10 protein-coding genes are annotated in these 13,141 nt (G+C 72.0%); 5 read left to right on the forward strand and 5 right to left on the reverse strand.

Annotated elements, in window-relative coordinates:
• Window positions 1-85: 85 nt before the first annotated feature.
• From uvrA to D7Y11_RS24300, 3 genes are all read left to right on the forward strand, one after another.
• Window positions 86-5,389: an excinuclease ABC subunit UvrA gene (uvrA, locus tag D7Y11_RS24290; protein ID WP_120579668.1), complete on the forward strand. Its 5,304-nt coding sequence runs from the start codon at window positions 86-88 to the stop codon at window positions 5,387-5,389.
• 34 nt (window positions 5,390-5,423) lie between these two features.
• Window positions 5,424-5,984 carry a glutathione peroxidase gene (locus D7Y11_RS24295; RefSeq protein WP_199753778.1) on the forward strand — a complete coding sequence of 187 codons (561 nt, stop codon included), beginning with the start codon at window positions 5,424-5,426 and terminating at the stop codon, window positions 5,982-5,984.
• Window positions 5,985-6,068: 84 nt separating this feature from the next.
• Complete coding sequence (locus tag D7Y11_RS24300) at window positions 6,069-7,214, forward strand: chemotaxis protein (protein WP_126934909.1); 1,146 nt, start codon at window positions 6,069-6,071, stop codon at window positions 7,212-7,214.
• An 8-nt stretch (window positions 7,215-7,222) separates the two neighbouring features.
• On the opposite strand, the gene D7Y11_RS24305 is transcribed toward D7Y11_RS24300, so the two are convergent.
• From D7Y11_RS24305 to D7Y11_RS24325, 5 genes are all read right to left on the reverse strand, one after another.
• The gene (locus tag D7Y11_RS24305; RefSeq protein ID WP_126934910.1) at window positions 7,223-7,798 is read right to left on the reverse strand and encodes a DUF4136 domain-containing protein; all 576 of its coding nucleotides are present in this window, start codon (window positions 7,796-7,798) and stop codon (window positions 7,223-7,225) included.
• A 128-nt stretch (window positions 7,799-7,926) separates the two neighbouring features.
• Window positions 7,927-8,415, reverse strand: a complete 489-nt coding sequence (locus D7Y11_RS24310) for a hypothetical protein (RefSeq protein WP_126934916.1) — start codon at window positions 8,413-8,415, stop codon at window positions 7,927-7,929.
• Window positions 8,416-8,420: 5 nt separating this feature from the next.
• On the reverse strand, window positions 8,421-8,960 hold the full coding sequence (locus tag D7Y11_RS24315) for a zf-HC2 domain-containing protein (protein WP_126934911.1): 540 nt from the start codon (window positions 8,958-8,960) through the stop codon (window positions 8,421-8,423).
• The gene (locus D7Y11_RS24320) at window positions 8,960-9,532 is read right to left on the reverse strand and encodes an RNA polymerase sigma factor (RefSeq protein WP_120579671.1); all 573 of its coding nucleotides are present in this window, start codon (window positions 9,530-9,532) and stop codon (window positions 8,960-8,962) included. The genes D7Y11_RS24315 and D7Y11_RS24320 overlap by 1 nt, the downstream gene beginning before the upstream one ends.
• 150 nt (window positions 9,533-9,682) lie before the next feature.
• Entirely contained in the window at window positions 9,683-10,159 is a 477-nt protein-coding gene (locus D7Y11_RS24325; RefSeq protein ID WP_121754393.1) for a peroxiredoxin, read from the reverse strand.
• Window positions 10,160-10,279: 120 nt separating this feature from the next.
• Here D7Y11_RS24325 and D7Y11_RS24330 point away from each other — a divergent pair, with 120 nt between their 5' ends.
• Together D7Y11_RS24330 and D7Y11_RS24335 are read left to right on the forward strand one after the other, a co-directional pair.
• Window positions 10,280-11,434, forward strand: coding sequence for a YcaO-like family protein (locus tag D7Y11_RS24330; RefSeq protein WP_120579673.1), 1,155 nt, complete (start codon window positions 10,280-10,282; stop codon window positions 11,432-11,434).
• A 164-nt stretch (window positions 11,435-11,598) separates the two neighbouring features.
• Window positions 11,599-12,768, forward strand: a complete 1,170-nt coding sequence (locus tag D7Y11_RS24335) for a TfuA-like protein (RefSeq protein WP_126934912.1) — start codon at window positions 11,599-11,601, stop codon at window positions 12,766-12,768.
• Window positions 12,769-13,141 lie beyond the last annotated feature (373 nt).

Consider the following 13,141-nt stretch of genomic DNA (forward strand, 5'->3'; position numbering starts at 1 on the left):
CCACCCAACCCACCCGGGCGGGGCGATGTTGGCCTTCATGTTGTGATTGGCGCGCGAGTGTCCGGTCGTTAAACCTCCGGCCGGCATGCACAAGACCCACCTCGTCGGCGCCCGCACCCACAACCTCAAGGATTTGTCCGTCGATCTCTCCGAAGGAGAGTTCGTCTGCGTCACCGGCGTGTCCGGAGGCGGCAAATCGAGCCTCGCGCTGGACACGCTCTACGCGGAGGGTCAGCGCCGGTTCGTGGAGAGCTTCAGCCCGTACGCCCGGCAGTTCCTCGAGCGGCTGGAGCGGCCGCCCATGGACGCGCTGGAGCCGGTGGCCGCGGGCGTCGCGGTGGACCGGCGCGCGCCGGTGAAGAGCTCGCGCTCCACGGTGGCCACGCTGGCGGACGTGGAGCCATACCTGTCCGCGCTCTTCACCCGCGAGGCGATGCCGGTGTGTCCGGACTGTGGCCTGGAGGCGGTGCGCACCGACGCGCGCGTGGCCGCCCGGGCGGCGCTTCGTGAGCACCCGGACGCGCAGGGCGTCTTCACGTACCCGGTGCGCATCCCGGACACGTCCGCGTTCATCGACGCGCGGGCCCGCCTGCTGAAGGACGGCTACCACCGGCTGATGGTGCAGGGGGAAGTGAAGGAGCTGGAGACGCTCAAGCCGGGCGAGGCCACCGACCCCGCGGGCGTGGCGCAGGTGGTGGTGGACCGGGTGAAGCTGACGGACGCGAACCTGTCCCGAGTCACCCAGGCGCTGGAGGACGCGTGGGCGCGCGCGGACGGCGAGGCGCTGCTCTTCATTCCGGAGACCGCGCCCAAGAAGCTGCGCCGGGGGCTGGTGTGTCCCAAGTGCGCGCGGGAGTTCGAACTCGCCCGGCCGGGCCTCTTCAGCTACCAGAGCCCGGTGGGCGCGTGCGCGCCGTGCCGCGGCTTCGGGCGCACCATCGGCATCGACTGGGGGAAGGTGATCCCCAACCCGGCGTTGAGCCTGGCGGAGGGCGCCATCCGCCCGTGGTCCGGCCAGTCCACCACCTGGGAGCGGGAGATGCTCCAGCGCTTCTGCCGGCAGAAGAGCATCCCCTTCGACAAGCCGTGGGAGAAGCTCACCGCCGCCCAGCGCGAGGCGGTGCTCCAGGGCGAGGGCGACTACGACGGCGGCCGTGTCTACCCGGGCGTGCGCGCGTGGTTCCGGTGGATGGAGGGCCGCACGTACAAGATGCACGTGCGCGTGTTGCTGGCCCGGTATCGCGCGTACTCGCTCTGCGAGAGCTGTCACGGCGCGCGCCTCAACGAGCAGGCCCGCGCGTGGCGCGTGGGCGGCATTGATCTGCCGGCCTGGCACGGGCTGGAGCTGACGGACGCGCTGGCCCGGCTGGATGGCCTGAAGACGCTGACGGGGCAGGGCGACCTGGCTCGGCGGGAGCTGTCCGCGCGCCTGCGCTATCTCCAGCGCGTGGGCCTGGGCTACCTCACGCTGGACCGGCCCGCGCGCACGCTGTCGGGTGGCGAGGCGCAGCGCGTGTCGCTGACCGCGGCGCTGGGCACGTCGCTGACGGGCGCGCTCTTCGTGCTGGACGAGCCCACCGTGGGCCTGCACCCGGGGGACGTGCCGCCGCTCACGGAGGCCATCGCGGAGCTGGCGGACCGGGGCAACATCGCGCTGGTCATCGAGCATGATCCACTGATCATCCGCTCCGCGCACCGGGTGCTGGAGCTGGGCCCGGGCGCGGGACGCAATGGCGGCAAGCTGTGCTTCGACGGCACCCCGGAGGCGCTGGCGAAGCGGCAGGACCTGCCCACCGGCCGCATGCTGTCCGGGGGCACGGAGGTGCCGCGCACGCCGCGCACCCGCACGGGCGAGCTGGTCATCCGCGAGGCGCGCGAACACAACCTGAAGGACGTGTCCGTGCGCGTGCCGCTGGGCGTGCTGTGCGCCATCACCGGCCCCAGCGGCTCCGGCAAGAGCACGCTGATGGACGAGGTGCTCTACCGGCACCTGGCGCGCGGGCTGGGCGTGAAGGACGTGGAGGCCCCCGGCGACGTGGCGGCGGTGGAGGGCGGGGCGCAGGTGGAGGCCATCACCTTCGTGGACCAGTCCCCGCTGGGGCGCACGTCGCGCGGCAACGCGGCCACGTACACCAAGGCGTGGGACCGGCTGCGCGAGCGCTTCGCCTCGGAGCCCGACGCGGAGGTGCGGGGCCTGACCTCCGCGCACTTCTCCTTCAACGTGGACAAGGGCCGCTGCGAGGCCTGCTCCGGTGAAGGCTACGAGACGGTGGAGATGCAGTTCCTCGCGGACGTGGCCCTGTTGTGCGCGGTGTGCCGGGGCCGGCGCTTCAAGGAGGAGGTGCTCGCCGTCCGGCACCAGGGCTTCAGCGTGGCGCAGGTGCTGGAGATGACGGTGGACGAGGTGCTCCAGCACTTCGGCGACGACTCCGCGCTAAAGCGCACCCTGGGGCCGGCGCAGCGGCTGGGCCTGGGCTACCTGCCCCTGGGCCAGCCCCTGTCCACGCTGTCCGGCGGAGAAGCGCAGCGGCTGAAGCTGGCGCGCGCGCTGGCGAGCGACGCGAAGGGCACGCTGTTCCTCATCGACGAGCCGAGCGCGGGCCTCCACGCGGAGGACGTGCGCCACGTGATGGCGTCGCTGCACGCGCTGGTGGACCGGGGTGCCAGCGTGCTCGTGGTGGACCACGACGTGTCGGTGATGAAGGGCTCGGATTGGATCATCGACCTGGGGCCCAAGGGCGGCCGCGACGGTGGCCGGCTGGTGGCGGAGGGCACGCCGTTGGATGTGGCGAAGGCGCAGGGCAGCGCCACCGCCGCCGCGCTCCGGGGCGAGGGCAAGCCGCTGGCGAAGGCGGTGAAGCTGCGCCGCCCGGGGAAGGAAGCGCCGCCCGCCATCGAGGTGGAGCACGCGCGCGAGCACAACCTCAAGGACGTGTCCTGCCGGATTCCCCTGGGGAAGATGACGGTGGTGACGGGGCCCAGCGGCTCTGGCAAGAGCTCGCTGGTGTTCGACGTCGTCTTCGCGGAGGGCCAGCGCCGCTTCCTGGAGACGCTGACGCCGTACGCGCGGCAGTTCCTGCCCACGCTGCCGCGTCCGGACGTGGAGCGCATCAGCAGCATCCCGCCCACCGTGGCGCTGGAGCAGCGCACGTCGCGCGCGGGGTCCACCAGCACCGTGGCCACCGTCACGGAGGTGGCCCACTACCTGCGGCTCATGTACGCGAAGATTGGCGAGCCGCACTGCCCGCATGACGACACGCCCATCGGCGCCACCACGCCGGCCGCGCTCTACGCGCAGGTGCTGGCGACGAAGGGCGACGGGCAGGTGCTGGCGCCCGCGGTGCGCTCGCGCAAGGGCACGTACCTGGACGTCTTCACCGCGGCGGCGCGCGGGGGCATCACCCAGGCCATCGTCGACGGGGAGCTGGCGTCCACGGACAACCCGCCGCGCCTGGCGAAGACGAAGGAGCACGACATCGACCTCGTGATGTACGAGGGCAAGCTCGCGAAGCTGCCGCGCGAGCTGTTCGAGTCCTCGCTCAACTGGGGCAAGGGCGCGGTGAAGCTGCGCACGGGCAAGGCGGAGACGCTTTTGTCCAGCGAGCGCACCTGCCCGAAATGCGGCACCGCCGTGCCGGAGTTGGATCCGCGCTGGTTCTCCTTCAACACGAAGCAGGGCCGCTGCGAGTCGTGCGAGGGCACCGGCGTGCAGGGCGGCCCCTCCGCGATGGCCGAGGGCGAGACGGCCCCATGCCGCACGTGCGATGGCACCCGCCTGTCCCCGGTGCCGCGCGCGGTGCGGCTGGAGGGCGCGCGCTACCACGAGGTGGTGCAGGCGTCGGTGACGGCCACCCTCGCGCGCGTGCGCACCTGGAAGCTCAAGGGCGACCGGGCGCTCTTGGGCGAGACGGCGCGGCAGGAGATGCTGCGGCGCTTGGAGTTCCTGGAGCGCGTGGGCCTGGGCTACCTGTCCCTGGACCGCAACGCCGCCACGCTGTCCGGCGGTGAGATGCAGCGGCTGCGGCTGTCCGCGCAGCTGGGCGCGGGCCTCACCGGCGCGATGTACGTGCTGGACGAGCCCACCATCGGCCTGCACCCGCGCGACACGCACCGGCTGCTCGACAACCTGCGCGCGCTGGTGGAGACGGGCTCCACGGTGCTGGTGGTGGAGCATGACTCGGACACCATCCGCGCCGCGGACCACCTGCTGGACCTGGGCCCCACGGGCGGACGGGGCGGTGGCCACATCCTGGCGGAGGGCACGCCGGACGTGGTGTTGGAGTCGGACTCGCCCACCGCGCAGGCGCTCCGGGCCGCGCAGGTGCGGCCTCCGTCCGGCCGGGGCGAGCCGAAGGCCTGGGTGGAGCTGAAGGGCGCCCGCGCGAACAACCTCCAGCGCGTGGACCTCAGGCTGCCGGTGGGGCGGCTCAACGTCGTCTCCGGCGTGTCGGGCTCCGGCAAGAGCACGCTCATCCGGCAGGTGCTGTTCCCGGCGCTGCGCGACAAGCTGGGGCTCGTCACGGCGAAGGCCGGCGCGTTCGACGCGCTCAAGGGCACGGAGTCCATCAAGCGGGTGCTGTCGGTGGACCAGTCGCCCATCGGGCGCACGCCGCGCTCGGTGCCGGCGACGTTCCTGGGCATCTGGGACGAATTGCGCCGCGTGTTCGCGGCCACGCCGGAAGCGAAGATCCGTGGCTTCGGACCCGCGCGCTTCTCCTTCAACACGGCGGCGGGTGGCCGCTGCAAGGTGTGCGAAGGGCAGGGCGCCATCTCCCACGAGATGTCCTTCCTGCCGGACGTCGTCACGCCGTGCGAGGCCTGCAACGGGGCGCGTTTCGACGCCGCCACGCTGGAGGTGCGCTACCACGGCCTCACCGTGGGCGACGTGCTGCGCCTGTCCGCGGACGAGGCCAAGGACGTCTTCCGCGCGCTGCCCAAGGTCGCCGCGCCGCTGGAGTGCCTGGCCGACCTGGGCGTGGGCTACCTGCAACTGGGGCAGGGCTCCAACACGCTGTCCGGCGGTGAGGCCCAGCGGCTCAAGCTGGCCGCGGAGCTGACGGCCACCTCCCGCCACGAACCCACGCTGTACGTGCTGGATGAGCCCACCACCGGCCTGCACCTGGGCGACGTGGAGAAGCTGATCACCTTCATGGGCCGGCTGGTGGACCGGGGCGACACGCTGGTCGTCATCGAGCACCACCCATCGGTCATCGCCGCGGGGGACCACGTGGTGGAGCTGGGGCCGGAGGGCGGCGAGGGCGGAGGCCGCATCGTGGGCGAAGGCACGCCGCGCGAGGTGGCGAAGCTCAAGACGCCCACGGGGCGTGTGCTCAAGTCGGTTTTTTCCACTGAAGAACCCAAGGCGCGCGTCGCCTCACGGGGACGGTGAATCCATGCGCTCCTTCCGGCATCCTGCGCCCGCCATGAGAACTTCCCTGCTGTTCACCGTCGCGACGGTGCTCTCCCTCTCCACGGTGGCCTCCGCCGCGGACAAGACCGAGAAGAAAGCCATGTCCTTCCACCAGCTGTCCGCCAACCGGCTCGACGGCAAGCCCGAGAAGCTGTCGGACTTCCAGGGCAAGGTCGCCCTCGTCGTGAACACGGCGTCCGAGTGCGGCTACACGCCGCAGTACAAGGGCCTCCAGGCGCTCTCCGACAGCTACAAGGACAAGGGCGTGGTCGTCCTGGGCTTCCCGTCCAACGACTTCGGCGGCCAGGAGCCGGGCACCTCCGAGCAGATCGCGAAGTTCTGCGAGCTGCGCTTCAAGGTCTCCTTCCCCATGTTCGAGAAGGTCAAGACCAAGGGCGAGGGCCAGTCCCCCGTCTACGCGTTCCTCGCCAAGGACCATGGAGAGCCCAAGTGGAACTTCCACAAGTACGTGGTGGGCAAGGACGGCCAGGTGAAGGCCGCCTTCCCCAGCAGCGTCACGCCGGACAGCCCGGAGCTGAAGGCCGCCATCGACAAGGCGCTCGCGGAGAAGTGACGGGCGTCTGACGTCCGACGTTGGCTCCGCCCCGGGGGACTGCTCGGCGGCGGGGCAGGGCGTGCGCAGCTTGGGTGCCGGACCATGGCTCCGGCTCTCTTCCCCGTACGCGTCGTGACCGTGGTGCTGTTCGCGGCGCTGTGTGGTGGATGCGCGTCGCTGGCGCCGCAGCGCTCGGCGCTGACCACGCGCGTGGGGCGGTCCGACCTGTCCGTGGCGGTGATGCGCACGCGGGTGCGGGACCTGGCCCGGCGCTTCTCCGGACTCATCGAGGCCCTGGCGGACGACCTGGCCGCGCGCTCCGGTTCGCCGCACGTGGCTTCGGCCATGCTGCGCTTCAAGGCCAACGCGGTGCCCGCCGTGCAGAGCGCGCTCTTCCAGCCGGATCCAGTGGCTGCCCTCATCGACACCTGGACACTGCTGGCCCAGATCGAGGACTCGCTGCCGCAGACCGCCGTGGACGCATCGCCGGAGCTGCTGGCGCACGCCCATGAAGCGCTGGTGGCGCTGGAGTCCGAAGTGGAGGCCGAGTGGCGCGAGGTCACCGGTCGCGAGGACGTGACCCAGACCCGCGACAAGGTGCACGCCTGGGCCGCGGCGCACCCGCTGACCGGGCCGCTCGTCACGCGCGAATCCACCACGGCCCTGCTGGCCTCCCTCACGGAAGTGACGGGCGGAGGCCTGCGGTCCACGGCCGCCGGCCTCGTCGAGGACACGCGCGACCTCACCGCGCGCGTGGACCTCTACGCGACCAGCCTGCCCCGGCAGGCGCGCTGGCAGGCGGAGCTGGTCGCGACGGATGCCCTGCATGCGCCCACCGTCCAGGCCGCGCTGGCGGAGTTGGGGCGCACGGTGGACCTGCTGGACCGCGTGGGCGCGCTGGCCGCGAACTCGCCCGCGCTCATCGAACGCGAGCGCCGCGCGGTGCTGGACGCGGTGCACGCCGAACGCCTGGGCCTCCAGGAGTTCGTCAACGGCGAGCGGCAGGCGGTGTTCGCGGACGTGGGACGGGAGCGGCAGGCGGTGGTGGACGCGCTGCACGCGGAGCGCGTGGCCACGCTCCAGCAACTGGATGGGCTGGCGCGCGGCTGGGTGGACCACGCGTTCGACCGGCTGGGCCCGCTGGTGGACCGCGTGTTCCTCTGGCTCACGCTGCTGGCGGTGCTGCTGGGCGTGGGTGGCCTCCTGGGAGGCCTGCTGCTCACGCGGGCGTGGCGGCGCGCTCGCTGAAAGAGCGCCTACTTCTTCTCCTTCGGCTCGGGCGGGAAGTCCTTCAGCATCTTCTCCACGCCTTTTTCAATCTTGCCGCTGTTGGTCTGGGCGCTCGGGCTGTCGCCGATGTTCGACTGGGCCGTGCCGCGCCAGACGAGCTTCTTCTCCTTCGCGTCCACCACGTCGAGGATGAGCGTGCCCACGTCGTACTCGCGCACGTACGTCTGCGAGGGCCCGTAGTACGAACCCCAGAACGGATCCCACGGGTAGCCCCAGTAGTTGTCCACCGTATCCGCGGACAACCGCTTGTCGATGGCACCCTGCCAGCCGATGAGGAAGTCCGGGTTCGCGCTTGCGTCCACCTTCTGGTAGCCGCGGGCCTGGAGGTCCTGGTCCACCGCCCCGGTCACCTGGCTGTTGGTGATGTCGTTGTTGATGCGCGTGTCCTTCGTCTGCTGGGGATGCGTCAGCCACGCATAGGTGTGGAACTGGTTGATGCGCTGGACGGCGGCGGGGTCGTAGTTGGTGTTGACATCGACGCCCGCGCAGGACGCGAGCCCAAGGCCCACGAGCACGGGAAGAACACGGGACAGCAGACGCATGGCGGACTCCATGGGGAGAAGCGCATCCCTTGGGGAGGGACACGGTCAATGCCATGACGTTGGGTATGGCCCCCGGGGAGGTCCGTCCGTGTCCGCCCGTTCGCCTCGGACTTGAGGGAGGGGCGTCCTCAGTCTCCGCGCGATTCCTTCGGCCCCTTGGCCTTCATCCCCTTCATGCCCTCGGAGCGGGCCATGACCACGGCCAGCCGCGCGCGCTTCTCCGGGGTCAGGTCCTTGGCGAGCGCCTGGTACAGCTCCCGGTCCAGCGCGGCGATCCGCGCCCGGGCGTCGAAGACCTTCTGCGCCGCCGCGTCCACCTGACCCAGGGCCGCGCTGTCGCCTCGCGACGCCAGATGGAGGATGCGCGCCGAGTCCCGCACCTGCTCGCGCAACGGGCGGCGCCGGTCCTCGAAGCGGCGCAGCGTCTCATCCATCTTCAGGGCCTGCGCGCTGTCCAGCTCCAGCGTGTCCGCCAGCTCCAGCACCTGCCGCAGCCGCTGCCGCTGCTCGGCCCGGGCCATGCGGTCGGCGTCACGCGCTCCTGGCTCCTTCGGCCCGGGCTGCGCCAGCGCCATCACCGGCAGCGCGAACACGAGCACCCAGGTCATCCGCTTCATCGTCTTCACAGTGTCTCTCCCAGGTCGAAGTCCCCGTCGAGGTCGGAGTCGTCCCACGACAGGTCCTCGTCCAGGCCGTACCCCGAGCCGTCATCCTCCAGCGGATCCAACCCGGCCCACGCCTCGAAGGCGGCCAGCGTCTCCGCGTCCACGTCGTCGCGGGCGCTCGCGGACTGCACGGTGCCCGGCGCCGTCACCGGGTGGGGCGCCTTGAGCCGCTCCAGCGCGGAAGGCCCCAGCATCAGCGCCACCACCGCCGCCACGGCCGCGAGCGAACCCAGCGCCCGGCGGCCCATCCCCCGGCGCGTCTGCTCCCGGCGCCACGCCGCCAGGGTCCTGGGACCCAGACCTTCCTGCGCGCGCACCTCCACGGGCGTCTGGGGCGGCAGCGCCACCAGGCCCAGGACTTCGCGAGCGGAGGCCACCTCCGCCTGGCAGGCCGCGCAGGACTCCAGGTGGGCCTGGAAGCGCGCGGCCTCCTCGCCCTCCAGCGCCTCCGCGGCGTGGAGGCTCGCCTGCTCCTCGTATTCCACGCACGCACCCATCACTGCGTCTCCCCGGCCACGTCGGCCTTCAAGCGTTTCACCGCGAGGTGGAACTGCACCTTCGCGTTGTTCTCCGTGATGCCCAGCGTCCCGGCGATGTCCTTGAACGGCAGGCCACCGTCCACCCGCAGCGTCAGCACCTCGCGCTGGCGGCGGGGCAGGGCGAGCACCGCCTGTCGCACCCGTTGGCCCTGCTGGGTGCGCTCCAGCGACGCGTCCGCGCCCTCGCTCAGGTCCGCCGCCAGGTCATCCGTCACCGACTCCACCAGCACCGGCCGCCACCGCAGCCCCTGTCGCGCGTGGTTCTTGGCCAGGTTGAGCGCCACCCGCACCAGCCACGAACGGAACGGCGTGGGCGTGGTGGGCGTGAAGCGCGCGAACACCCGCCGTGACGCCTCCAGGGCCCGGAGGAACGCCTGCTGCGTCAGGTCCGCCGCGTCCTCCGCGCTCACGGTGTAGCGGCGCATCAGCGAGAAGACGAGGCCCCGGTGCCGTTCGAAGAGCTGGCCGAACGCCGTCGCGTCCCCCGCGAGGAAGGCCCCACACAGGGCTTCATCCGAGAGAGCGCTCACGGCCCCACCGGGCCGCACCAGTCCTAGGACCCGTCCGCTCACAGGGGCTTGAACCCTCCAGGGGACGGAAGGTTATTTTCCAGCCCGCTTTTCGCCTCCCGGGACGTGCGCAAGACGTCCGGTACCGGGCAGGCGGGCGGGCGCAAGGCCTCAGGCGGAGGCGGTGTTGCTGCCCGGGGTGGGGTGGGCCTGGAGGTACTTCAGCACGTCGTCGAGGTGGCGGTAGACGCGCACCTCATGGTGGATGACGTGTTCGACGACGCCGTCCGCGCCGACGATGAAGGTGACGCGCCGGTCGATGTTGAGGACCGGCCACAGCACGCCCCAGGCGCGGCTGATCCGCCGCTCGTCGTCTCCCAGGAGGGCGAAGTGGATGCCCTCCTGTTCGGCGAAGTCGCACTGGGTGGTGAGCGTGTCCACGGAGACGCCGACGAGCTCCGCACCCAGCTCGCGGATCCGCTCGTGGTTGTCCCTGAAGGCCCGGTTCTCGATGGTGCAGCCCACGGTGAAGGCGCGGGGGAAGAAGAAGAGCACGACGCGCCGGCCTCGCAGCTCCGACAATCGAACGGTCTGCCCATGGCAGTCGGTCGCGGCGAAGTCCGGTGCGAGTTCTCCGACGGCAATCATTCGATGCGCGCTCCAGCCCGATACGGCGGGGATTGCCCTTCCCCTACCACGTTTTCCCCGTCATCCCACGCCGCGCCGCGCCGGGGGTCCGCTAAGGTGCCCCCCGTGTCGACTGCCTCGATGGATTCCGTCTCCCCCGCCTTCCTCGATGCCCTGGCCCGTGGCCTGGGAGTGACCCGGGTCGCCCGAGTCACCGGACTGGACCGCACCGGCGTGGAGGTCGCCTGCGCGGTGCGTCCGGGTGGGCACGTGCTCCAGGTGTGTAATGGCAAGGGGCTGACCTTCGACGCCGCGGCCCGGGGCGCGCTCTTCGAGACCGCGGAGCTGTGGGCGGCGGAGACGGTGCGGCCGGAGCGGTTGCGCTGGGGCTCCCGGGCGGAGCTGGAGTGGGGAGGCGACACGGTCTGGGGCGTGGAGGAGCTCGGGTCGGCGGGCGCGGTGGTGGCGCCGAGGCTCGCGGGGCCGGCGGTGCGGCTGGCGTGGTGCGAAGCGCGGACGCTGGCCGGGGATGAGCGGGTCTGGGTGCCGGCGCAGGGGGTGTACTGCCCGCCCTCGGGGACGGTGGAGCTGGGGCCGGTGTCGGTGGCGTGGACGACGAATGGCTCCGGGGCGCATCCGGAGTCGGAGCCGGCGCTGCTGCACGCGCTGCTGGAGGCCACGGAGCGGGACCAGCTGTCGCGGGCGTTGCCGGAGGGCTGGTCGGAGGAGGGCGTGGTGGGGCGGATGCTGCGGCCGGAGGCATTGGAGGACGGGGCTCCGCGAACGGCCGCGCAGCGAGACGCGCTGAGGGCCCAGGGGTTCCGGGCCTACCTCTTCGATGTGACGCCCGCGCCCCGGACGAAGGGAAGGGTGGGGCTGCCCGTGGCCGCGGCGGTGCTGGTGGACGCGGACGAGGGCCCGGTGCCGCTCACGGCCGGCTATGCGTGCGCGATGGACCGGGATGAGGCGTTGCTGAAGGCCTTGCTGGAGGCCGCGCAATCGCGGCTGACGGACATCCACGGAGCCCGTGAGGACGTGGCGGCGGCGGACCGTGATGCGGCGCTGGGGTTCGCGCAGGCCCTGTCGGAGGTGCGGCCCCGTCGTGGAGTGGACGCGATGCCGGACGCGGTGGACCGGCGCGCGAAGACCGCGGCGGCGAAGGTGCGCACGGTGTTGTCGCTGCTGGGCGGCGCGGGGTTCACAAGGGTGGCGGGCGTGGCGCTGGACGCCCCGGTGCCCGGGCTGCACGTGTGGAAGGTCGTGGTGCCGGGCATGCGCGTGTCGGAGCTCCTGTGAAGCGGCGGTCAGGTGTGAAGAGTACAGGGGCCGTGGGTGTCCCGGATGCCGCGAGCGGGCCTGCGCGTGAAGGGGCTCGCGTGAAGCGCAGGGGTACCGGGTCCGCAAATGCAGGTGTCCTGGCCGCAGGGCACGACGCGGGGCCTGCGCGTGAAGGGGCTCGCGTGAAGCGGCGGCCGGACGACCTGGTGGTGTTCCTGGGGCCCTCGTTGCCCGCGGCCGAGGCGCGGCGGATCGCGCCGTGCACGGTGTTGCCTCCCGCGCGGCAGGGGGACGTGTGGCGAGCGCTGTCACTCAAGCCCCGCGCGCTGGTGCTGGTGGACGGAGTCTTCGAGGCGCAGCCATCCGTCTGGCATCACGAGCTGCTCGCGGCGCTGGAGGCCGGCGTGGCCGTCTTCGGCGGAGGCAGCATGGGCGCGCTGCGCGCCTCGGAGCTGTCCGAGCACGGCGTGGTCGGCGTGGGCCGCATCTTCGGCTGGTATCGCGACGGCGTGGCGGTGGACGACTCGGAGGTGGCGCTGCTGCACGCGGACGCCGAACACGGTTGGCGTCCCCTCACGGTGCCCCTGGTGAACGTACGGCACGCGGCGGAGCTGGCACTCAAGGCGCGCGTATTGGGACGCGCGGCTGCAAAGGCCCTGGTGGACGCGGCCGCGGGCGTCTTCTACCAGGAGCGCACCTGGACCCGGATCCGCGAGGCCGTGGAACCCGCGTGGACGCGGCCCGTGCGTGAAGCCTGGGACGCCTGGTTCTCTGGCGGAGTGGAAGACCTCAAGCGGCTGGATGCCATCGAATGCGTGCGCGCGGGCGCGGAGTTCGTGAGCCGGGCGCCTCCGATGCAACCTGGAGTCCGGCGCAATCCTTCGTCGTTGGTGCGGCGCCGGCGCTTGATGGAGGACGTGACGCGCGTGGGCTCGCGTGCCGTGGACTCCGGGCGCGTGATGGAACTGCTGCGCGGCGCGCCCGATGCGGAGGCCTGGGCGGAGGCGGGCCTGCGGCGGGCATTGCTCGCGGGCTGGGCGCGTTCGCTGGGCCTCGACGCGACGGAGGAGGAGCTCGCCGCCGAGGAGGCTGCGTGGTGGAGCGAGCGGAGCGTTCGTGCCTCGCGCCGTGAGGCCTTCCTCGCCGCGAACGGGCTGGATGCGCTGGAGCTGCGCCGCTTGTGCGAAGCCCGAGCGCTGGAGCGCCTGGCCTTGAAGCACGCGTCGCGGCTCCTGCCGGATGGTCCCTCCTGGGACGAAGCCCTGGCTTCCGAGGCCCGACTGGGAGGCCAGTGGGAACAGGCCGCCCGAGCGCTGGCGGAAGCAGACGACGCGTCCGACGAAGGCGAATAGCCGGCCGGAGCCGCGCCTCCGCGCAATCCCAGACAGGGCCCGCCGTCACATCCGGACGGGCTGAAACCTGTTTCACGAACTCCAGGCCGCCTGGCGGGTTGGACGCCCGTTCAGGTTCGACCCCCCTGCAGCGTCACGAAAAAACGTGACAGCCCCGCAGGGCCAGATAGGGTCAACCCCGGAGGTTGTCCGCATTGAACACCGCTCCCTGGGTGGTTCCGCCAAGTGGGTCCGCGCCGTCATCGGCCGGGCACGCTCGCGGATTGCGGGGAATCCGACCTCCGCGGTGGGATGTGGCAGGGAAGGCACCCTCGCCGGTCTTGAAACCCCGGGTGGTCGTCCCCACCTCCCAGGTTGTGTCACGGCTTGAGTC

It is taken from the genome of Corallococcus sp. AB018, from assembly GCF_003986945.1.
Taxonomy (GTDB): Bacteria; Myxococcota; Myxococcia; order Myxococcales; family Myxococcaceae; genus Corallococcus; species Corallococcus exiguus.

Excerpts from the sequence above, each read along its gene's own strand:
- uvrA (WP_120579668.1), top strand. The coding sequence starts at position 86 with ATGCACAAGACCCACCTCGTCGGCGCCCGCACCCACAACCTCAAGGAT.
- D7Y11_RS24295 (WP_199753778.1), top strand. The coding sequence starts at position 5,424 with ATGAGAACTTCCCTGCTGTTCACCGTCGCGACGGTGCTCTCCCTCTCC.
- D7Y11_RS24300 (WP_126934909.1), top strand. The coding sequence starts at position 6,069 with ATGGCTCCGGCTCTCTTCCCCGTACGCGTCGTGACCGTGGTGCTGTTC.
- D7Y11_RS24305 (WP_126934910.1), bottom strand. The coding sequence starts at position 7,798 with ATGCGTCTGCTGTCCCGTGTTCTTCCCGTGCTCGTGGGCCTTGGGCTC.
- D7Y11_RS24310 (WP_126934916.1), bottom strand. The coding sequence starts at position 8,415 with ATGAAGCGGATGACCTGGGTGCTCGTGTTCGCGCTGCCGGTGATGGCG.
- D7Y11_RS24315 (WP_126934911.1), bottom strand. The coding sequence starts at position 8,960 with ATGGGTGCGTGCGTGGAATACGAGGAGCAGGCGAGCCTCCACGCCGCG.
- D7Y11_RS24325 (WP_121754393.1), bottom strand. The coding sequence starts at position 10,159 with ATGATTGCCGTCGGAGAACTCGCACCGGACTTCGCCGCGACCGACTGC.
- D7Y11_RS24330 (WP_120579673.1), top strand. The coding sequence starts at position 10,280 with ATGGATTCCGTCTCCCCCGCCTTCCTCGATGCCCTGGCCCGTGGCCTG.